This is a genomic window from Paenibacillus sp. 22594 (assembly GCF_052044425.1).
GTDB lineage: Bacteria > Bacillota > Bacilli > Paenibacillales > Paenibacillaceae > Paenibacillus_AQ.
This window is the reverse complement of sequence record NZ_JBQENA010000005.1, coordinates 114,028-135,477: the sequence shown is the minus strand read 5'-3', so window position 1 is coordinate 135,477 and position 21,450 is coordinate 114,028. Positions and strand designations below refer to the sequence as shown.

14 protein-coding genes and 1 other annotated feature are annotated in these 21,450 nt (G+C 51.2%); of the genes, 7 read left to right on the top strand and 7 right to left on the bottom strand.

Features of this window, described 5'->3' with window-relative positions; all coding sequences use genetic code 11:
* Positions 1–512: 512 nt before the first annotated feature.
* Positions 513–2,375 (bottom strand): arginine--tRNA ligase, encoded by a 1,863-nt coding sequence (locus ACTJKB_RS17860; protein WP_440835765.1) that lies wholly within the window; start codon positions 2,373–2,375, stop codon positions 513–515.
* A gap of 73 nt (positions 2,376–2,448) precedes the next feature.
* Positions 2,449–2,669: a binding site (T-box leader), on the bottom strand.
* Between the two features lie 252 nt (positions 2,670–2,921).
* Positions 2,922–3,236, bottom strand: a complete 315-nt coding sequence (locus ACTJKB_RS17855) for a hypothetical protein (protein ID WP_440835764.1) — start codon at positions 3,234–3,236, stop codon at positions 2,922–2,924.
* A 200-nt stretch (positions 3,237–3,436) separates the two neighbouring features.
* Between ACTJKB_RS17855 and ACTJKB_RS17850 the strand changes: the two genes are divergently transcribed.
* Positions 3,437–3,796, top strand: coding sequence for a hypothetical protein (locus ACTJKB_RS17850; RefSeq protein ID WP_440835763.1), 360 nt, complete (start codon positions 3,437–3,439; stop codon positions 3,794–3,796).
* Between the two features lie 107 nt (positions 3,797–3,903).
* On the opposite strand, the gene ACTJKB_RS17845 is transcribed toward ACTJKB_RS17850, so the two are convergent.
* The 5 genes from ACTJKB_RS17845 to ACTJKB_RS17825 all read right to left on the bottom strand — a co-directional run bounded on the left by ACTJKB_RS17845 (position 3,904) and on the right by ACTJKB_RS17825 (position 14,175).
* The gene (locus tag ACTJKB_RS17845; RefSeq protein ID WP_440835762.1) at positions 3,904–7,269 is read right to left on the bottom strand and encodes a DEAD/DEAH box helicase; all 3,366 of its coding nucleotides are present in this window, start codon (positions 7,267–7,269) and stop codon (positions 3,904–3,906) included.
* A 255-nt stretch (positions 7,270–7,524) separates the two neighbouring features.
* Entirely contained in the window at positions 7,525–11,547 is a 4,023-nt protein-coding gene (locus tag ACTJKB_RS17840) for a cadherin-like beta sandwich domain-containing protein (RefSeq protein WP_440835761.1), read from the bottom strand.
* A gap of 106 nt (positions 11,548–11,653) precedes the next feature.
* On the bottom strand, positions 11,654–12,352 hold the full coding sequence (locus ACTJKB_RS17835) for a TetR/AcrR family transcriptional regulator (protein WP_440835760.1): 699 nt from the start codon (positions 12,350–12,352) through the stop codon (positions 11,654–11,656).
* Positions 12,353–12,409: 57 nt separating this feature from the next.
* Positions 12,410–13,447 (bottom strand): ABC transporter permease, encoded by a 1,038-nt coding sequence (locus ACTJKB_RS17830; protein ID WP_440835759.1) that lies wholly within the window; start codon positions 13,445–13,447, stop codon positions 12,410–12,412.
* Positions 13,444–14,175 carry an ABC transporter ATP-binding protein gene (locus ACTJKB_RS17825; RefSeq protein WP_440835758.1) on the bottom strand — a complete coding sequence of 244 codons (732 nt, stop codon included), beginning with the start codon at positions 14,173–14,175 and terminating at the stop codon, positions 13,444–13,446. Before ACTJKB_RS17825 ends, ACTJKB_RS17830 begins: the two co-directional genes overlap by 4 nt.
* 217 nt (positions 14,176–14,392) lie before the next feature.
* Between ACTJKB_RS17825 and ACTJKB_RS17820 the strand changes: the two genes are divergently transcribed.
* The 6 genes from ACTJKB_RS17820 (at position 14,393) to ACTJKB_RS17795 (ending at position 21,325) form a co-directional block, all read left to right on the top strand.
* Complete coding sequence (locus ACTJKB_RS17820) at positions 14,393–14,836, top strand: hypothetical protein (protein ID WP_440835757.1); 444 nt, start codon at positions 14,393–14,395, stop codon at positions 14,834–14,836.
* A 158-nt stretch (positions 14,837–14,994) separates the two neighbouring features.
* Positions 14,995–16,413 carry a TolB family protein gene (locus tag ACTJKB_RS17815; protein ID WP_440835756.1) on the top strand — a complete coding sequence of 473 codons (1,419 nt, stop codon included), beginning with the start codon at positions 14,995–14,997 and terminating at the stop codon, positions 16,411–16,413.
* Between the two features lie 59 nt (positions 16,414–16,472).
* Entirely contained in the window at positions 16,473–17,336 is an 864-nt protein-coding gene (locus ACTJKB_RS17810) for a phosphate ABC transporter substrate-binding protein (protein ID WP_440835755.1), read from the top strand.
* A gap of 94 nt (positions 17,337–17,430) precedes the next feature.
* Positions 17,431–18,381, top strand: a complete 951-nt coding sequence (gene pstC, locus ACTJKB_RS17805; RefSeq protein ID WP_440835754.1) for a phosphate ABC transporter permease subunit PstC — start codon at positions 17,431–17,433, stop codon at positions 18,379–18,381.
* Entirely contained in the window at positions 18,378–19,253 is an 876-nt protein-coding gene (pstA, locus tag ACTJKB_RS17800) for a phosphate ABC transporter permease PstA (protein ID WP_440835753.1), read from the top strand. Before pstC ends, pstA begins: the two co-directional genes overlap by 4 nt.
* A 194-nt stretch (positions 19,254–19,447) precedes the next feature.
* Positions 19,448–21,325, top strand: coding sequence for a flagellar assembly protein A (locus ACTJKB_RS17795; protein WP_440835752.1), 1,878 nt, complete (start codon positions 19,448–19,450; stop codon positions 21,323–21,325).
* The last annotated feature ends 125 nt before the right edge of the window (positions 21,326–21,450 follow it).

The following is a 21,450-nucleotide window of genomic DNA, read 5'->3' as shown; positions in this document are numbered from 1 at the left end:
CCTTCGGGAAGGCTGTTTGTGCGTCTGGGGGGGAGGAGAAGCCCAAATGGTTCGTTGGAGCATAGGCATCGAGAGCATTCGCTTCGCAATCAGCCCAAAGGAGGCGGGGCACCTTCACATTTCAGGCTTTATTTCGTTACGTCTGTTATAAATAGGAGGAAACAGACCCGCTATTTCAGGTGGATTCCTCAATATACCTGGAATAAAGGGAATTTATCCCTTTAATATCACCAGAAGTCTATTGGAAAGGGGTTATGGCCTAAAATAGAGGGGGGATTTGCCTCTATTTACCTGAAAATTACCTCCCACTCCAGATTAGAGGGTGTTCTACCCGCTATTTCAATTTTTTCGCTCGTTTTTGCCGGGACTCCGAAAATATCCACTCATCATCCCAACCTTTGTCCAAGTCTCCGTCCAAGTCATCCCAACCATCGCCCAACCTTATCCAACCCCATATTAGTAGGTAGGGTCAAAAAATATTGTAGCTCTAATTCATGTTCAGCGTGGAATTGCTACATCCGGTCGGGCTTCGGCAGTCCGAGTACGTCCAAGACCTCGCCTAGGGTATTCTGAAAGCGCCGGGTGAGCCAGATCCGGAAGCGGATGGAGGATTTCTCTCCCTTAAGGATCGGACAGGTGGAATAAAAGTTGTTGAACAGTGAGGCCAGGGTATGAGCATAGTTGCAGATACTACCAGGCGTCAGCTCGCGGCTCGCCGTATAAAGGGTGTCCTCCCAGGTGCTGAGCTGTCTTAGCAAGGCTAGCTCGGCTTTCTCCAGCTGTGCCGGGAATTGGGGGACTGCTTCCTGTTCCGCGGGGGAGTCTGCTTTGCTGAGCACACGGCCCGCGCGGGCGAAGGTGTACATCAGATAGACCCCGGTATTACCTGAAATCTCTGTGGCCTGCTTGAAATCGAACACAATCTCCGTGCCCAGATTGAAGCGCAGTAAGTAATAACGGATTGCGGCGGTGGCGATGAGCCGGCTGGAGAGGCCGGTTTTGTCGGAGCGGGTGGCTTCGATGGTGCTCTCCATGAGCTGGACCAGATCGCTCACCTTGACGCCAATCCCTTGGCGGCCGGACATGGCGTAGGAGCTTTTGCCCTCTGAAGTATCGATGCCAAGCTCAGCGGCGGAAGCCGGACTGAGTGAAACTACACCGTAGCTGACATGATTCAGCTTCTCTGCCTGCTCTGCATACCCCAGTACCTCAAGCGCCTGCTTCACCATCGCCTGCGGGTACTCCTGCCGGTAGTCGATGACATTGACCACTCTGTCCGCCTTGCCAAAAGCCATAGGGCCTCCAGTCAAACCGGTTGTCCACAGTCCCGAGTTAAATTCGCTGTAGCTGAAATCCTTGTCCAGCAATCCGAACTTCCAGAGATGATAGGCAATATCCTTGGCAGTGTAGGTCAAAATTCCGTTAGAACGCACCAGCACCTTGTCCTTTTGATGATCCTCCGACTCGTTCTCCGTCCCCTCAGCCGCCGGTTGTTTCAGGATCCAGCACCCTGCTAGTTTACCCTCTGTCTCTTGGACGAATACTGCAGTCTCTTTTAGCAGACTGAAGGCAGATGACCAGAAGCCTCCCTTTAAAATACTGCTCTCCCAGACCAGAAGATCGTACCCGATGCCGAAGTTGTTCATCTCCGCGACATGCTCTTTTACGATCCGTTCCGCAACCAGTTGGCCGAGCCAGGCCGTATTGCCGTGGCCTTCCTCCAGTTCATGGAGAATGTCGGTCCGTTTATGGACCCTCTCCGGCTGCTCTGCATACTTCTTGTTGACGGCGGCATAAATATCCCAGCAGTAATCCCCGAAACGGACATGCTCTCCTGCCAGCGGCACATGAAGCAAGCCCACTACCGTATCCGCCAGTTGATTGCCCAGATCATCCACATAGTTGTGGACTTCCACGTTGTACCCTGTTTTCCGCAAAATTCTTACCAGTGCATCCCCGATACAGGAGTTTCTCAGATGGCCTATATGCATGGATTTGTTCGGGTTCACGCTGGTATGCTCGACAATAACTTTTTCCCCGCTGCCCGGAGGCAGCTCAAAAGAATGGCCCGCCCACTCCTGCCAGTTGATGTACATATTTATAAATCCCGGAGCAGCGATCTCGATACGCTCGAACAATCCTCCGGTAACGCCCATTTGCTGAAGCTCTGCGATGATTAGTCCGGCGATGGTCATGGGGGCTTTGCGCAGCTTTTTGGCCAATTGCATGGCAATGTTGCTTGAATAATCACCGAAATCGGCGTTCGCAGGCTGCTCCAGTGCAACGGTTACCGGTTCAGCAGATTCTGCGCCAAGGCTATTGATTACTTTGTTTACGCTTTGTTCCAAATGGTTGCTAATCAGTTGACTTAACATTGGATTCCCTCCTTAAAATACAACATAGCTGCCAATTCACAGGTCCCGGCAAACACAAAAAAGCCCCGTCTCTAAAAGAGACGAGGGCATAAGCGCTCGCGGTACCACTCTCGTTGCCGAACACCGGGTTCAGCCACCTCACAGGTTAACGGCCTTCAGCCGGGGCTTCCTACTGCCAGTTCAGAAGTCCATCTCCCGGGTGCGCTTCATGACAGGATCTGTACCGGCTTACACTCTCCCGGCTCGCTGGGGACTAGGGTCCTGGATCACTACTTTCCCGTTCATCGAATGTAGATTGATTTTTATCAGTATAGCGAATTTTTGGAAGAAAGCAATAGCCATTTTGTGGTGAGGCCAAACCAGGCATCAGGACGCTGGAGAATAACCGATCAATCTGCAGCAGGTGCGCCGGTCAGATTCTTAATGTCTGTCGAGCCGTAAATCAGCAGAGCAATTACGATTATAAGCAGAATACCGCCGGAAAATTCCTCTCCGTCAAAGCTGTCCATCCGTCAACGCGCCTCCTTTTTGTCATTTTTCCGGGCTTCAGGAGTTATCAGTTTTCTTCTTCAGGGCGGTCATGATTTCGTTCAAGGTCAAGCTGCTGTTATCATCCAGAAAACTGACCAGCTTATCTACATTGTTAGAATTGCCGGAGCTTAAATCGCCCAAGGATTTATACTTTCCCACCAAACTGACGAATAGGGAAGCATCGGTATACATCTGGATAGAATCAACCCGCAGTTTGCCGGTCAGGAGCAGTACAGCCACTGTATATTCCAATCCTTTTGGAATTTGCTTGTTGGGATTAGCCGGTTGTTTGTTGGCACCGGTCTTTTTCCCCTTTCCAGGAGGGGGCATAGAACTCCCTTCTTCCATAAAACAATCTATTTCTACACTCTATGCTCTTGCGCTGATATCGGTGAATGGAGCCTGTCTTCTGTCCACACGGTTAGCAGCTTGCTCGAATATGAATATATTGTGTGACTAAGATCAAACACTGCAAGAGTCTTAGCTTCATAGGCTGAATGGTGAATAAAAGAAAGGAGGAATGGGACAAGATGGCCATTTTATCAACGGGGCCCTTGGAGAACAATGCGGTTCTGGGGGTTAGACCCACACAGCTGGTGACGGTGAAAATGGTATGCCGAAATACAGTGGGTGCTGTCACTGTAACCATTCAAGGGTATGTGCTTGACACTACAAGAACGTTGTATGTAAATGAAACGATTAATATCGGACCCGATGAAGTCGTGACGAGAAATTATTTTGCTGATTTGGATGCCTTCGAGTTTGTGTTTACAACCGGTTCTGGAGATGTGGAGGCTGTTGGAATATCCGTGTGGGGCAAACAATCGTCTGGTCAGCTGGTCGGAGCACACCGGGTCGTGGAACACGAGAAAACAAGTCAGGATGCATAATATGAAATCAAATTAGAATTGGAGTGCCGTAGAACAGGGACCTTCCGGCCTAAATGAGAAGGTCCCTGTTTTGTTATTTGGAAATGATGACTATTTCCTGCTGTCGATCAGATCATCAGAATCTCGCGGATATCCTGCTCTGTTAGGGAAGATAAGGCTTCCTGCCCCGGCTCGATGACTTCATCGATCAGATTTTTCTTCTTCTGCTGCAGCTCGTACATTTTATCTTCTACCGTGCCTAGAGCAATCAGCCGGATCACCTGCACTACTTTCTTTTGTCCGATCCGGTGTGCCCGGTCTGCGGCCTGCTGTTCGACGGCGGGATTCCACCACAGATCATAGAGAATGACGGTGTCTGCTCCGGTCAGATTCAGGCCCGTCCCCCCGGCTTTGAGCGAGATGAGGAACAGGTCCCTTTCTCCTTCATTAAAAAGTCCACACAGTTCAACCCTCTTTGAAGCAGGAGTATGGCCGTCCAGATAGAAATGTGAAATTCCCTGTAAGCCCAGCTCACGGCTGATCATCCCAAGCATCTCGGTGAATTGTGAGAAAATCAACATACGCTTGCCAGAGCTGCGGCATTCCTCGATAATCTCCAGCAGCTGCTCGAATTTGCCCGATCCTCCCGTATAGCCATCCACAAAAAGTGCAGGGTGGCAGCACAGCTGGCGCAGACGGGTAAGTCCGGCAAGCACCTTGATTCGCCCATTGCCGAACCCATTGCCGAACTCATCGCTCTCCAGATGCTTGAGCGCTTCCTTCCGCAGCCTGGCGAGATAGGCAACATACAGCTTTTTCTGTTCCGGCAGCAACTCGGAGGCCTGAAGGGACTCGATCTTTTCCGGCAGCTCTTTAAGTACATCACTTTTCAGGCGGCGCAGCAGAAACGGGCGGATCCGCCTGGCGACAGTCTCCCGGGGCAAATCGTGAAAGGCTTTTTTGCCCGGGAACAGTCCGGGAAACACGACGCCGTAGATCGACCAGAGATCCTCCAGCGCATTTTCAACCGGGGTTCCGGTAAGGGCGAAGCGGTAGCGCGCCTGTAATGCTTTTACTGCCTGTGCAGTCTGGGTGGCATGGTTCTTAATGACCTGCGCTTCATCCAGAATGAGTGTATGGAAAGACCGCTTAACGTATAGTTCGACATCACGGCGCAGAAGCGGATAGGAGGTAATCAAAACATCACAGCCTGCCGCATTCCGCAGCGTCCGGCTCCGTTCGGTCAGGTTCCCGTCGGCGATAGCCACTTGGATCTGCGGAGCAAAGCGCTTCAGTTCGTTCTGCCAGTTGTAGAGCAGCGAGGCAGGTGCAACGATAAGCGCAGGCAACCCGTTCTTGCGGATATCTTCCAGCTCTGAGAGCAGGAAAGCGATGCTTTGCAGCGTTTTGCCCAGCCCCATATCGTCGGCCAGGATGCCTCCAAAACGGTAGTGAGCCAGCGTCTTCAGCCACTGGAAGCCATACTGCTGGTAATCCCGCAGCACCGGAGCTAGTGTCTCCGGGAGCGGAAAGTCAAGATTCTCCGGACTGTGCATGTTCGCCAGAAGACGGCGGAAGGAGCGCCCAATGCGGATAGCATCGGTACCTCCTTTGCCAGTATCGGCATCCAAATGAAGGCCCTGGATTAAAGGCAGAGAGAATTCTGCACCAGGGATATCGGCAGTCCCCATCCCGAGCTCGTTAATGAGTGCGATAATTTCCTGGAACTCGGCGGTTTCAAGCGGCAGCAGCGCCCCGTCGGGCAGGCGGTAATACTTGCGCTTCTCCTGCAAGGACTTCAATACCAATACGATATCTGACTCGGGAATGCCGTCCATAGCGAATTTGAAATCAAGCCAGTCAGTTTTTTCATTCCAGGTCAAACTGGCCTTAGGGACGCACGTACCGGTAGGCATCCTCAACTTGACAGCAGTAGTCGCATACACCTGCAGCAAGGGCTCCAGCAATGGAATCGTATGGTACAGGAAGTCATATTCCCCTTCCTCGTCGTTCATAATATAGCCGCTGTCCGTCCGGGCAAAAGACTCATGGGCCATCAGCTCCAGAATCCGCTGCTCGGTTTCACTATCCCGCATGAGGATAACTTCATCGCCGCGGTCTCGCACCTGCTCCTCCAGCGGATTGACAACAATCGTTCCGTACTGAAATTCAAGCCCTGCCAGCAGCCGGTCCCGCACCCGGTCCAGATAGAGTCTGGCTTGCAGCTGCGTCTGTACAACCCGGTCCGCAATGGCAGCAGCGATATGAACCTGTCCCAGCTTTTTGAGGCCGGGAATCACCTTGTCCATAAAAGTCTCCATCTGCCCCGGAGCGATAACGATTCCGTTGGTTCTGGACTCGGCCAGCATTTTCTTCAGCTCAGAGAGACGTATGCATTCCTGCACCGGCAGCTTCAGCAGCTTGCTTTCAGACAGTACAAGCCCGTAATCCTCCATGACTGTAAGTTGTGCCAGTCCCTTAATATCCAGCCGGTAGCCTGTTTCTTCAGCCTCATCGAACTGAAAACTAAGCTTGGGAAGCCCGATTTCAATGGGAATGCCTGCGGTGACCGTGTCGCCAGCCTGCCAATGAACAGAAGAGGATGCCCCTAGAACAGGCAGAAGTGACTCCCAGAAAAAAGGCGGAATGGCCAGCACCCGCTCTCCGCCCATACTTCCTGAATAAGAGGAATAAGGCGCGGCATTGCCCTGATAGATCCGTTCATTCAGAAGAATCTCGATCAGCTTCAGCAGCACGGCATTGTCTTCCTTCTTGAAGCTGTGCAGGGCAGGGTCATAGATGAAATGCTTGGAGAATTCAAAGGGTTCGCCGCGGTGAACGCGTTCCAGAAACGGTCTTATTTTCTGGACAATGTAGAGGCGTTTGGGACCCACCTTCAGTTCAAGGCCGAGCATGCGGTTGCCAAAGTTATAGGAAAAGGGTTTGCAGATAAATTCCATCTCCAGCGGGATTCTAACATCTACATAGGTTCCAGCGCCGCTCGGGCGTTGGCGGCTGTTCCCGAACAACCCCAGCATGCTGCTTACAAGATGCCGGTCATTTGATGCATCAGCTAAGTTTGATGAATTTCTGTCCAAATGACGCGGGAACAGCACGCCTGTCTTTCCTGTATATACTTCATGATTGCTGCGGTCTTCATCCGGCTCCATTCCAGATGATTGTCCGTCCACGTCTTCCTCGGTATAGAGGATAGATACCAGAACTGCGGCAATATGCTTGCAAAACGGTCCACCGTGGGAATACGCGGGACAGGAGCATTTGCCGTTCACATCTCCGTCGCTGTCTATGGTAAGCATGATATCGTAAGGCTCCAGTCCGTAGACAGTAGCCTGATATTTCGAATATTCCAGTCCCTCATTATCCTCTACGGCGGCCAGCCGGACCTTTCCACCTTCATAATCCTCTGAGCCCCGTTCAAAAGCTGCCTTGCCGCACAGCAGCCTGATTACCCGTTCCGGCACATAAAAACTCACCGCATGATCACTTCCTTCATATCCTTAATTCCTGAATTGCTATAGCTTCCATATTAGCAGAACATGCGTACGCCTTCAAAGCAGGAATCAAGTGGAAACGGCTTCGCCGTCCTTTTTAAGGGACGGAATCCGTTTCAGCGAGAAATATAAGGATGATTTATAGCGTGAAACATATAAATCCTTATATTTAGAAAAAGCCATCCTCTACCTGCAGATCTGCAGGTAGAGGATGGCCGTGGGTCACGGGCGATGTGCTTAATTCGATTGGATGAGCCCGGATTTCTGGAGGAGTCTTTGCAACATTACGGCTACTTCGGCTCTTGTAACATAAGATTGTGGAGCAAGCTCAGTTCCGCTGCGGCCTGTGATCAGACCTGCCTGCAGGCTGGCGGCAATACTGTCCAGCGCCCACGCAGAAGCTTCACCCGTATCGGTGAAACTTCCAAGAAGTTCAGCTGTGCTGCTGCTTGAGAGTTTCGCTGAAAGCCCTGTGAGATGCATTGCCTGTGCAATCATGGTCATCGCCTGCTCGCGGGTGATGAAATCATCGGGCCGGAAGGTACCATTTTCGAATCCGCTGACCAACTGGTAGCGGTAGGCGGTTTGCACTGCGCTGCTGTACCAGTCGGAGCTGCTCACGTCCGTGAAAGGAGTAGAGCCGTGAGCCGTGTTAAGTCCGAGTCCACGAACCAGAATTGTGGCGAACTCGGCGCGGGTAATCTCACGGGTAGGAAGGAAGTATCCGTTCCCGCTGCCGTCTATAACCATTCTTGCCCCCAGGTCATTGACGGCAGTTTCTGCCCAGTGTCTGGACATATCCCTGAATTCCACCGGATGGGAGACAACAGCATAGGTGCTATTGGTGAGACTGCTGATGACTGCAGCATAACCCCCCTCCTGCTGCACAAACCGGGTGGGAACATGGCGCACAGTTCCGTTTGTTTCAATCACAATGCCGGTAGCGTTGCTTATAATTGTACCGGCTGGAAGAGAGAAGCTCCGTTTCACATAAGTGCTGAAGCCGGACAGGCCGGTGGTTTGGCTGCCGTGAATGAGCTTTACCGAGAAGTCGAGAGGCTCGGCTAGGAACGTGAAGCTATGTTCGGCAGCGGCAGCGCGGGCTGTGCTGTCCAGGCTTGGGTCAAGAGCCGCAATCTCAATTTGAATGCGTACTTCTGCTGCGGATACGTTCGCTCCGAGCTGACCTGCTATCGTATCCCAGCTGATATGCTGTAAGGGAATAATATAGGTTGCTTTGCCGTTGTGAACAGACAAAGCTGCCTGATTCTGCTGCAAATATTGAAGCAGCTGTCCGTTAAGCTCTACGGTCTGTACTTCCGAATGATTTCTAAATTCTATGGAGATCTCGGCGCCAGACGGCTGTGCACCGAGTATTCCTTCGAGCTTTCCTTGTTCCAGAATGAGGGTGGAGTGCTGCCTGTTATTGTCCCGGACAATGGATATAGCCCCCAGATCTACAGGTTTGCCGTTCACAAACATTAATACGCTCGGTACCGCCACGGCTGTTGATGACGGTACACTCGGCGTCACGGGTGTTGCGGGTTCTACAGGATCTCCGCCTCCACTGGTTGGAGCTATTGGCGTTACAGGATTAGAAGAGGCAGACCCGGGACTCTTCCCTGCTCCGTTTATAGCTGTGACGGTAAACGTATAGGCCGTTCCGTTCACTAATCCGGTTATGGTAATCGGACTGACAGCGCCCGTTGCAACGCTGCCGCCTGGTGAAGCTGTAATCTCGTAGGAGGTAATGGCGCTGCCACCGTTGTCCGCAGGAGGAGCAAAAGCTATAGTCACCTGGCCGTCTCCCGCAGTGGCGTTGAGTACGACTGGTGCCGCAGGAATCGTTCTCGGTGTGGCGCTGACTTCATTGGATGGTGCGCTGTCGCCGCCAGGATTGGCAGCCTTGACGGTAAAATAATAGGGGGTTCCATTGGTCAGCCCCGCAGCATCATAACTATAGACCGAACCGGTGACTGTACCAGAGGGTTGTTCGTACTTTCCAGGTACCGAACTTTGGTAGATGGTATATCCCGAGGCACCGGCTGCCGGTTCCCAGTGCAGGTTAATCATGCCGTTGCCGGGAACGGGGGTCTCCAGCACTGGTGCACCAGGCGCAGGGACCTGCGGCGTAGCGCTGACTTCAGCGGAAGCCGGGCTATCCCCGCCGCCGTTGACGGCCTTGACGATGAAATAATACGTCGTCCCGTTGGCGAGGCCTGTGGCATCGAAGCTGTAGACGCTACTAGCCACCGTTCCGGCAGCGGCTCCGTACTCGCCGGAGGCCACGCGGGTATAGACTTTATATCCGGTAGCTCCGCTGACCGTAGTCCATACCAGCCGCACCTGACCGTCACCTGCGGTCACCGCTTGCACAACCGGCGCACCCGGCGCAGGAACCTGCGGCGTGGCGCTGACCTCGGCGGAGGCTGCGCTGTCTCCGCCGCCGTTGACGGCCTTGACGACGAAATAATACGTCGTCCCGTTCGCGAGGCCGGCTGCCGAATAGCTGTCGGCAGCCGCGCCCAGGGTCGCCAGTGCGGTTCCGTAGGTTCCCGGAACCGTGCTGGCGAAGACCTTGTATCCGGTCGCGCCGCTGACCGGGATCCAAGACAGCGTGACCGCCGCATCCCCGGCGGCCGGCGCGGCCAGTACCGGCGGTGTCGTATCCTTCACCGCCAACGTGAATAATGGATGGCTTCCCGTATCCATGACAAGTTCAAATACATGCTCCCCTATCGACAGGGTGGACAGGTACTCTTTATGGAAAGTCAAAGTGCTCCCGGACACTGTATAGGCGGTGGTATCTACTACAGCTCCCCCCAGCTTCAAACCGGTCAGCAGATTTCCGTTCAGGGTCAGCTCTGCCTGAACATCCCGGTAATGGCCTGCTGAGGTATTGAAGGCATATTGATCAAAGCTTCCCGATGCAGGAGTAAGTGTGCTGTCCTGTACTCTTCTCACTGTGAGACTGTATATGTTGGAATAGCTGGTGTCTTCAGCAGACACTTTGATGCGGATGGTGTTGGTACCGACGGTCAGAGGGACGGCTGCACCCTGCCCATCCGTTACTGCCCTATAACTCCCGCCATTAACACTGATCTGGATCTGGCCAGCGGCGTCCGACAGGGTTGGCGTTACCGTCAGGCTGCCGGAGCGGACATCAGCCAGTGTATAAGCATTTACAAGGCTGGAAAAGCTCTCACTCAGGCTCCCCGGCGAGACTGAGAGCTGAGACAGGAGCGCATTGTTGCTTTTTCGGTGAACATTCAGGCGGTAGAGCTTCTCAGTGATTCCGTCCTGGGCGGTTACCTTAATTACAATCGTATGATCTCCAGGGCCTAACGCCAGAGGAGCGCTTTGGGAGCCGCTGATTATAGGGTCATAGCCGCTTTGGCTGTTTTGAATGCCTACGGTTGCTGTGGAATCTGAAGTGGTGGGGATTACAGTAATGCCGGTGTCATAATCAACATCCGGTAACGTATAGCTTGTCACAGCGGACTGGAAAGAAGGGGTCAAGCTGAGACCTTGGACGGACAAGGCACTCAAGTTGGTATTGGTTGAGGGCAATCCGCGGGTGACGGTAAGAGCATAGGTATTGGTGTTCGAACTATCCTGTGAGTTGACCTCGACATACACCATATTGCTTCCCACATTAAGCGGGACAGAAGAAGAAACACCGCCTTGGGCACTGTCACCGCCAATACTTACAGCAGCGGCCGGATCATCCGCTTCAGCAGTAACCCCGAGATTACTCTCCGAATAGGGAACGTTTAAGGTGTAACTGGTAGTTGAGGGGTTGAAGGCAGGAGATATGTGGCCTGCGCTTACGCTTAAGCTTCGAAGATTTGCATCATCCGTCTGCGGATAATAGACCTGGACGGTATAAATTTTAGCAGTTGAGCTATCGGATGAAGTCACTTTGTACTGGAAGATATTGTTTCCCCGATTGGTTGCCAGATAGCCTGTCGAGACGTAAGAGCCAATGGGTGTCCAGGAGCCTCCATTCATTGAATATGCCAGAGTTGCTCCTGAATGGGCCGGAATGGCTGCGGCGTAATATCCTATTTCCGAACTGCGCATATGTACTGTGTATTCCGTGATCTCAGGGGAGAAGGCAGGCGAAAGCTCACCTCCCCCCTGATAATAGTAGCTCAGAGTAGCATCGGAATTCGATACATCTGCCTTAGCAACCCATGGCAGAACAATAGCCAGCATGGACACAGCCAGACAGGTGGCCAAATATCTTACGATTCTCATTAATAACCCTCCGTATGTATAAAAATGATAATTGCTATGATTTTTATCATTATATCATACGGATATTTGATGAAATCGGGATTTTAACAAAATTTTCTGTTCATTATTAGTGATTCTCACGCCGTAATGCCGGACCGCCGATTCCATGCAGCATAAACTCAATAGTCAGGTTGATCTCAGCTTCATCATCCCAGTCTTTGTCCGGCATCAGCAGCAGGCGTGCCAGCAGATACCCGATTATGGAGGAGATGGTGAAACGTATAATTGAAGGGGTGGGGACATCTGCCACCTCGCCCTTTTCTTTGAAATGATCGGTGATATTCGTTACCCGCTCCATTATATTGTTCATAACATTTTCAATGAACTGTTCCCGAAGAGCCGGCTGGAAGGGGATTTCCTGTACGAATATTCTCAGGATCTTAAAGTTTTTGCGGGCGAACTCCAGGCGGTTCACCATAAAGGCCCGCAGGAACGCTTCATAGCTCTCAAAAGGGACATCCAGCACTCCGCCGAAATTGCGCAATACGAAAGGCGCGATCATCTTGGCCATCGCCGGGCTTACAATAGACAGCAGCAGCTCTTTTTTGGTTTTGTAGTAGCGGAATATGGTACCTTCTGCCACTCCCGCTCTTTGGGCAATTTCACTGGTGGCGGCAGCAGCGTAGCCCTTTTCGGAAAAAATCTCAATTCCCGCCTGCAGAATGGCTAGCTGCTTGGGTGTCATCTTTTGTTCTTCACTGATGGCCAGCAGCTCCTCGATCCATTCTTCCTGATCTTGCTGCTCTGCCGCTTTTTTCTTTTCCATGCGGTTGTCCTCCCAAAACTTTTCCTTCAATATAGTCTACCACAGGAAATTTGAAGTTTACATTTTACGGTGTTTACGCAGAGCCAGCACATTAAGGAGCATGAACAGTAGGGAGAAGCCAATCAGCGCATAGACATCAAGGTCGATGGCGTTCCAGCCTTTGCCGCGGATCATGATATTCGTCAGCGCTTCCGAGCCATAATAGATCGGTGTTGCCAGTCCGACGCGCTGCAGCCATAGGGGAAGGGTATCCAGCGGGAACAGACCACTCAGAAAAATCTGCGGAACAATAATCAGCGGAATGAACTGGATCATCTGCAGCTCATTGGCGGCATATGCCGAGAGCAGCGTGCCCAGGGTCAGCGCCGACATGGAGAGCAGGAGGGTCAGCAACAGCACATAACCGAAGCTTCCCGCCATCATAATACCGAGCACCTGGATAGAGAACCAGGAGATCAGCAGCGCCTGGAACACGGTGAAGATACCGAATCCGCAGACATAGCCAAGCACGATCTCCCAGCGCTTCAGCGGGGTGGAGAGCAGACGCTCCAGGGTTCCGGTAGTCCGCTCCCGCAGGAAGGATACACCGGCAATCAGGAAGACGAAGAAAAAGATAAATACACCGATCATAATCGGACCAAAGCGGTCAATGGTCTTCATATCCTCAGCGCCGTACAGATAGCTGATCTGCGGCTGCAGCCGGCCTTGTCCGGCATCTGCCGGGTGAAGATTCTGCATTGCTGCAGTCAAAGCCATAAGCACCGCTCGGTTTGCAGTCGGATTGCTGCCCTCAAGAATAACCTCGGGTGTCGTTCCGCTTAGCGTAATCAGGGCATCCAGCTCACTTTTCTGAAGGTCGGCTTTGCCGAGGTCTGCTGATTTGTATGCAACAACCGTGGCGTTCTGCGCTTCGAGCGCGCTGGTGAAAGGGATCGCTTCGCCGGAGACGCCGATTTTCGGCTCATAGGCATTTCCATTGAACACCAGACTCATCAGGCTGAGCACGAGAAGCGGGGCAATGAACATGAGCGCCATTGTTCTTTTATCATGAATGAATTGCTGCAGGATTCGCAGGGTAATTGCGCGTACTCTCATCGCCGGGCACCTCCATAATATAGAAAAGCGTCTTCCATTGAAGCTGCGCCTGCAGATTGCAGCAGACCTTCCGGAGAATCCACAGCCAGCAGCTGTCCGTCCCGGATCATCGCGAGCCGGTCACATTTTTCCGCCTCGTCCATCACGTGGGTAGTCAGCACAATGGTGGTGCCTTTTCCGTTCAGCGCCCGCAGCTCTTTCCATATGGACTTTCGCAGTACCGGATCAATGCCCACGGTAGGCTCGTCAAGAATGAGCAGCGGCGGTTCATGCAACAGGGCGATAGCCAGCGACAGGCGCCGTTTCATTCCGCCGGAATATTGATCCACGCGTTTTCGCAAATGCTCCTGCAGGTTTACAATTTCCATCACATCGGCGATCCGCCGGGTACGGTTTCCGCCTTTAAGTCCATAAAGGGAGGCAAAGAATTCCAGATTTTCTTTGGCGCTAAGCTCTGTGTAGAGTGCGTCCGACTGTGCCATATAGCCGATTTGCTGCAGCAGCGAGAGCTTGGGCACATGGGTACCCAGCACCTTCACCTCTCCTGAGGTAACTTCATCGATGCCGGTCAGCAGCTTCACGAGAGTGGTTTTTCCTGAGCCGGAAGGGCCAAGAATACCAAAGGTTTCGGCCTGCTCCACCTGGAGTGAAATATCCTTCAGCACCTCTCTGCTGCCAAATGCGCGGCGGACATGGGTTACAGTAATCACAGGATTTACTTGGTTCATGTCAATCTCCTCGATTCCAAATTTATGAGTGAGTACTCACTCATTATTCTATAACAATCCGTTTCAGATGTAAATTTCTTTTTCGGCAGTGAATCTCTAACGGAAAGATTTTTTTAAATTTTAACCAAAAAGGGTTTTAATCTGTGGAAGTTCAGGGTAATTATGGGTATCAGTGAATATTCTAATGATATACATTCCATATTGGAGGGGTTGGGAGATGACCTACGGAAAGGTTATGCTGGGCTTGCTGATATTGGTGGCCGCGGCAGGACTTGGTGCATGCAGCAATCCCGGAAGTGAGGCGGGCGGAGGGCATTTTCGCACTTTGGAGCAAGAAGGAGTGGACAAGCCGCAGTATCTTCCCAGGGATTTGCCGATTCCAGCCGGTGCGGGTATTACTTTTACTGAGGGTGAGGCGGCCCACGGAAAAAAATCCTCCATGCTGATCTATGAAACCCGGGAAAGTATGGATGAACTAGGCAGCACCTATCAAAAGTATGTAAATGACAAAGCGCTGAAGCGCGGGACACAGATTGTGGACAGGAATAACATGATTATTAGTGGCAAGGTTCCTGATGCTTATTCCTATTCTATTATTGGCACCAGCTCGGCTTCGAATCCCGGCAGTACCGAAATTATCGTAACTTGGATTGAGAATTAACGAATTTAACCTAAAATTTACCTTAAGGCCGACCTTGATTACTCAGGTGCGGTCTTATTTGTGCAGTTAATATTTCCATAACATTCCTCTCGAACAGAATTGACACTCGTGGATGAAAATAACATTAGCAGTTACCTATAGGAAAAGGGTGAGTCTAATTGAGAAATAGTAAATGGTTCAGCGCGGCTTTGGCTTCAGCACTTCTCGTAACTGGAGGAGCGGGAAGTATTTTGGCAACAAGCAGCAGTGCTAATGCTGCCGCCGTTAAGACCACAGCAGTCAAGGAAGGCAGCACCACCTGGACTGTGAACGGAACGCCAGTGACCCTTAGCACTATTGACAGCAATGGCTACAAGCTGTACTCGCTAAGTCAAGTGGCAGGAGAGCTTGGCGCCAAGCTGATCTTAGGCAGCAGCGGTTTTGAACTGAACGACAGCAAGGGATTACATAATGTAATCATTAAAGCAGGTGCAAAAAGCTATCAAGTAGATGGTGCGGCACAGCAATTCACCGTTGCACCTGTCCATTATAACGGTAAAACGTATGTAGAGCTGACTAAGCTGGTTACTTCACTAGGCGGAGAGCTGCAGGCTGAAGGTCAGACGATTCTGAGCTTTGCCCGTCCAGAAGGCCAGTTTGATACGCTGCACTGGAGTGCCAATGGAAGCATTATTGCGAACAAAAGCGATTCCGAAACAGCTCAGCTGTTCAAATTCCGCACATACCCTGGCGACTACGAGGTTTTCTCTTCCAATGAAAGCGCACTGGATTTCGCAGTTTCCGCAGATCAGAACTGGGGCGCGTTCACCGATGAGACAGGCCAGCTGAAGCTGATCAACCTCGCCAGCGGAGCCATCTCAGCACTGGGGACGGATACCAGCGTGAAGACGGATCTGGTCTGGTCGCAAGACGGCAAGACCATCTACTTCATCCAGGGCGACAAGCAAGAGAAGATCGCTCAAATCTCCGTAGAGACCGGTGCCGTCAAAGCACTGCTTGAAGATAAAGTGGAGAATAAATCGGAGCTGCGTCTGTCTGCTGATGCCAAGAGTGTTGTCTACATTGTTAACGTAACCGGGGTTGCCAAAAATGATGCTGACAGTACGGAAGATTCGCTTACTGTAGATTTCAGCAAAGCCGGAGAGCAGCTGTATAAGCTGGACCTCGCTACTAAAGATGCGAAGCCTGTAGCTCTCACTACAGCGCTGGACAATAAGCTGTATCCGGAAATTCTGGCTAATGGCGGAGTTGTGTACCTGAGTGCAGATCCGGATGGCAATGCAGCCAACACCCTGAAATCCATCGCAGTGGACGGTACCATTACGAACATCGCTCTTGACGTTGAACCTTCATGGTCTACTGGAGTATCCACAGGTCTGATCGTCTCAGGTACAGCAGCGGATGGAAGCACGTCTATCTATTCCATTGATGCCAGCGGCAGCAAAACGGTGCTGTTCCATACGGCCGAAGATGTATCCGAAGTAGCTGTATCCAAAGACGGCAGCAAGCTTGCTGTTGTCAGCGACGGCAAAGTGCTTGTAATCCAGGGCGGCAAAGCACTTCAGCTCTCCAAATAAACGACCGAGGCAACATCCACATCATATAACGGCGGAACCGCCGAGAGGAGAAATTATTCATGAAGATTTTCAAAAAATTCACAGTTACAGCATTGACCGCGGTTATCGCGGTAACAGCATCTTTTGCCGGAATCGCGGCTGCTGCAGATTCACTTAAGGGGAAAATTACAGTCAACGGATCAACCGCATTGCTTCCGCTAACACTGCAGGCAGCCAAAGAATTCCAGAAACTTCATCCGAAAGTCAAAATCGCCGCTTCCGGTAAAGGTTCCGTCACTGGACCGCAAGCCGTGAAGAAGGGGATTGCCGATATCGGCGCATGCGACTGGGATGCAAGCATGGACGTTCCCGGCTTCAAAGCTTTTGAAGGACAAGTAGCTAACAAAGTAGCAGTTATTCCTTTTGCCACCATTGTTAACAAAAATGTAGGTGTAGACAACCTCACCACCGAGCAGCTGCAAGGCATTTTCTCCGGAAAAATCACGAACTGGAAAGATGTCGGCGGATCGGATGCCAACATTGTAGTTGTTACCCGCGCCTTCGGTTCCGGTACACGTGTTAACTATCAGGCAAAGGCACTGGCTGGCGGAGATATCACGAAGAAAGAGAAGAACTATAAGGAAACCGGATCAAGCGGCGACATGAAAACAGCTATTGCCACAACTCCTAACTCCATCGGCTACATCGACCTTGTCTATGTAAGTGGCGGCGACATTAAGGCTGTGAAATTCAACGGTGTAGAAGCAACTTCAGATAATGTCATCAATGGCTCGTACAAGATTTGGGCTTACGGATACTACATGACCAAAGGCCAGCCTACCGGCGCAACTAAAGAATTCATCGATTATGTACAAAGCAAGAAGTTCCAGCAGGGTTCCCTGAAGAAGCTTAAATTCATTCCGATTTCCGCAATGAAGGGTTAATGGTAAGTCTTTTAGAATCATGAACATATATTGAACGGTAACAGCGGCCAGCTCCGGAGTTCATGCGGGGGTGGCCGCTTACAGGAGGGAAAGTATGGGGGCACCGGTCCAGGACCTGGCATCGCGGGCACAGAAGAGCAGTCTTGCAGAAAGTAGTATAAGCACGAAACGCCACAACAGGCATTTATTCGGCAACACCATGTTCCGTTATTATTTTCTGTTCAGTATCCTTGCACTTTGTCTGGTGCTTGGACTTGTCATTGTATTCATCGGTAAAACGGCGCTGCTTCTGTTCGCTAACATCTCGCCGCTTGATTTCTTCTTCTCATTTAACTGGAGCCCGGAAGAAGAAGCCTTTGGCGCCGCTGCCTTTATTGTAAATACATTATCACTAACGGCCCTGACACTGCTCATTGCGGTTCCTGTTTCAGTAGGAATGGCTGTGCTGTGTGCGGAAATTGCTCCGAAATGGCTTAAGAGCTTTATCCGGCCGGTGCTGGATTTGCTTGTGGGGATTCCTTCTATAGTCTATGGCTATCTGGGGTTGACTGTACTATTGCCTTTTCTGCGCAGAGTCAGCGGGGAAGGGCTGGGAGACGGTCTGCTTGCGGCCGCGCTTGTCCTGGCTTTGATGGTGCTGCCGACCATTTGCCGGATCAGTGATGATGCCATCATTGCCGTTCCAGGCAAATACCGGGATGCAGCTTATGCCCTTGGCTCCACCCGTCTGCAGGTGATTATGCGTGTAGTTCTGCCTGCAGCCAGCAGAGGTATTATCTCGGCAATTATTCTGGGCATGACCCGTGCGGTCGGAGAGACAATGGCAGTTGTGATGGTCATCGGCAACACGCCGCAGCTGGCCAAAACCCTGTTCACCCCTTCTTCCGTGCTGACCAGCAACATTGTGATGCAGATCTCTAATGTGGAATTTGACTCCACCTGGAACTATGCGCTGCACATGATGGCCTTTCTGCTGCTATTGATTTCGTTTGTGCTGATCCTTATCATCCGCGTATTAGGCCGGAAAAGGAGGGATGCGGCATGAATTTCACCCGAACAAGACATTCTGCCCGTTCACAACGTAACAATAAACTCGCTACCATTGCCTTTTACACACTGGGCGCTCTGGTTATGCTGCTGATTTTCTGGCTTCTCTTCACTATTCTAAGCAAAGGCTTGCCTTCGCTCAGACCAGACTTCCTGATCAAGCAGCCGGAGGAAATGGACGCAGGGGGCGGTATTGGCCCGGTGCTGTTCAACTCCTTCTATATTTTGTTCATTTCGCTCCTGATTTCGATTCCGATTGGTGTCGGGGCCGGGATTTATATGGCGGAATATGCACCGGATAATCGATTTACCGGAGCGCTGCGCATCTGCGTGGAGTCGCTATCCTCGGTTCCTTCCATTGTATTCGGGCTGCTGGGTCTTGCAATCTTTGCCGAATACTTCAATGTCGGACTGACCATTCTCGGCGGCGGTGTCAGCCTGGCACTGCTCAATCTGCCGATGCTGGCCCGCGTTACGGAAGAAGCGGTTCGCGCCGTTCCCGGAGAGATCCGTGAAGCCGGTTATGCCCTGGGAATGACCAAGTTCCATGTCATCCGTAAGGTGGTGCTGCCGGTAGCCATGCCTGCCATCGTGACCGGTGTCTGTCTGGTGGCAGGACGCGCCTTTGGGGAGTCGGCTGTAATCATTCTGACTGCGGGGCTCAGCACTTCCGGCGAGATGTGGGATTTCAATCTGTTCTCTCCAGGTGAGACACTGGCTGTTCATCTGTGGTATGTACAGTCGGAGGCTATTGTTGAGGATGCACGGCAGATTGCCGACAAGTCCGCAGCCGTGCTTGTGTTCGTGGTACTGCTGATTAATTTCATCTTCCGGTTCCCGTTGTGGCTTGGACGCCGCCGGGGACGCTAAGTGGCAGCAGATCTTTCATTTATGCGTTCTAATGAATACAGAAACGGATGCCGACCTTGGTAAAGGGGGCATCCGTTTCTGCTTATGCTCAAATGTTAATTGCTTAAAATTGTAAACAATACTAAAATGAAAGCAATCCCAATTCCATACAAATACCCCTTTCATCAATTGTACCTTATAAGGAGGTGCGTAAGATGCCCAAACGTATGTCCGAGCAGGATCTGAACAAGCTGATCAATATGCTGGAGCTTACACCTAATGATGGTGAACATGAGTTTCTTGTTAAAGAATCGTTCATTAGCGATGGGTCTCCTGACGATGAACTATCGGGGCGTCTGTTAGTAAGGGCAGACAAAATACTCGTACAGGACCCGCTTCCCGGCGGAGCGCCAGCCGTGATCTCGGCCGTTCTTCCCGTAGTGATCCATGTCAATGGACAAGCCATTGAAGAGCCAACCCCTGTTACGTCACAGGATATTATCGATTGGGAGCTGTCTGAGCCTCCCTTATATGCAATTACCATTTCAGAAGACCGGTTGATGGCCTTTTTTACTCTATATTCCCCGAAGAAATTTCGCTGGCGACTAAACAATCAATATTCTTCGAGTGTGCTTAAAGTTGATGCTTCCATTGATCTGGAGACGGTAACCGGCCAACTGGGGCTGAATCAGATTATTGTAGACTTTGAGCAGCGGGGAATCATTCAGAATCTGAACATTTCCGGCATACATGGAGAACTGCAGAATCCCACCTATCAGCCCATTCCCGCATCCAAAGGAAGAGCGGCCGTACCCGGGGAGAATGCACGTTTGGACTTGTTTTTTTCCGAAACCATTGAGAATGAATTTAATGAAATCGAAGGGCAGGTAGACTACCGCAGCCACCTTCGTATTCCGTCAGCGATCAGAGGGCAGGTTATCGCCCGCAAGACTCCGATTGCTGAAGGGATTCCCGGCTATGATGTTTATGGAGAAATTCTCTACCCGCCTCCCCCGAATGACATTACTGTACTGGCAAGGAATAACACCGTTCTGCTGATTAATAACGAGGTGCGGGCGTTGTATGAAGGAAGGCCAAGAGTCACGGGTGACAAAATCAAAAGTTTCGATATCTGCACCACCTACCTCGTTCCCGGCAATGTGAATATCAAATCAGGCAATATCGTATTCTCAGGAGATGTTGTGATTCGCGGAGATGTTGAAGACAATATGATTATTGAGTCCCTGGGTAATGTGTATGTGGCCGGAAGTATATATAATTCTACAATTACGGCTACCGGCAGTATTCTGGTTAAAGGGAATGTGGTCAACAGTAACCTGTATTCGGGATACTTTGGCGTAATGTACAACCGGATCTATAACTGTTCCAAACAGCTGATTGATGAGGGCAGAAATTTGCAAAAGGCGGTCTGGATGCTGAACCAGGCAGTGCAGAGCCGCAATCAAAGCGTAAATTACGGACAAGCGGTTCTGCTGTTGCTAGAGAGCAAGTTTCAAAAGATTCCACAGATTATTAAGGAACTGCTCTCGGTACTGACAACCGTTCAAGCCAATTATCATCAGGATTTGGGCCAGACACTGCATTTCCTGAATCTGTTCCTGAAGCCGGTGCAGCTTGTGGATTTCCTGACAGAAGCTTCGCTGAGCGGAGTGATCGGGATGCTGGAAGAACTGCATTCCGGTGTGGCCCGGATGCAGGAGTCCAAAGTAGAGGTCAATATCGGCAAATGCCAGAACAGCACATTGAAATCGAATGGAGATATTCTGATTCATAGAGATGGAATTGTGCAGAGCGAGTTGTTTTCCTCAGGAAATATTACGTTTCTGAAGACATTTTCCGTCTGCCGCGGCTCCAAGCTGGAGTCGGGAGGGACTATTTCTGCTTATTACGTCGGAGGTGAGAGCGGCGCGCAATCCCTGCTTAAGGCCAAGCACAGCATTACTGTACGCAAAATGTACCATGGTAAAATTACCGTAGACCGGTATACTACCGAAATCACCGAGCCTGTAGAGAATATGAATTTTGACGCCGAAAAGGTGCGTATGCTGAGACTACAGATGGAATCCAAGTGAATGCTGGCAGAGGGGAGCAACGCATCCCGCCTCGCTCTGCCAGTTTCATTCTCCGACACAGAAACAGCCCTCCGGTTGGAAGGCTGTTTCTTGTTGCGCCGGAAGTTCAATACAATCTGCTGTTA

Excerpts from the sequence above, each read along its gene's own strand:
- ACTJKB_RS17860 (WP_440835765.1), bottom strand. The coding sequence starts at position 2,375 with ATGTTAAGTCAACTGATTAGCAACCATTTGGAACAAAGCGTAAACAAA.
- ACTJKB_RS17855 (WP_440835764.1), bottom strand. The coding sequence starts at position 3,236 with ATGCCCCCTCCTGGAAAGGGGAAAAAGACCGGTGCCAACAAACAACCG.
- ACTJKB_RS17850 (WP_440835763.1), top strand. The coding sequence starts at position 3,437 with ATGGCCATTTTATCAACGGGGCCCTTGGAGAACAATGCGGTTCTGGGG.
- ACTJKB_RS17840 (WP_440835761.1), bottom strand. The coding sequence starts at position 11,547 with ATGAGAATCGTAAGATATTTGGCCACCTGTCTGGCTGTGTCCATGCTG.
- ACTJKB_RS17835 (WP_440835760.1), bottom strand. The coding sequence starts at position 12,352 with ATGGAAAAGAAAAAAGCGGCAGAGCAGCAAGATCAGGAAGAATGGATC.
- ACTJKB_RS17830 (WP_440835759.1), bottom strand. The coding sequence starts at position 13,447 with ATGAGAGTACGCGCAATTACCCTGCGAATCCTGCAGCAATTCATTCAT.
- ACTJKB_RS17825 (WP_440835758.1), bottom strand. The coding sequence starts at position 14,175 with ATGAACCAAGTAAATCCTGTGATTACTGTAACCCATGTCCGCCGCGCA.
- ACTJKB_RS17820 (WP_440835757.1), top strand. The coding sequence starts at position 14,393 with ATGACCTACGGAAAGGTTATGCTGGGCTTGCTGATATTGGTGGCCGCG.
- ACTJKB_RS17810 (WP_440835755.1), top strand. The coding sequence starts at position 16,473 with ATGAAGATTTTCAAAAAATTCACAGTTACAGCATTGACCGCGGTTATC.
- pstC (WP_440835754.1), top strand. The coding sequence starts at position 17,431 with ATGGGGGCACCGGTCCAGGACCTGGCATCGCGGGCACAGAAGAGCAGT.
- pstA (WP_440835753.1), top strand. The coding sequence starts at position 18,378 with ATGAATTTCACCCGAACAAGACATTCTGCCCGTTCACAACGTAACAAT.
- ACTJKB_RS17795 (WP_440835752.1), top strand. The coding sequence starts at position 19,448 with ATGCCCAAACGTATGTCCGAGCAGGATCTGAACAAGCTGATCAATATG.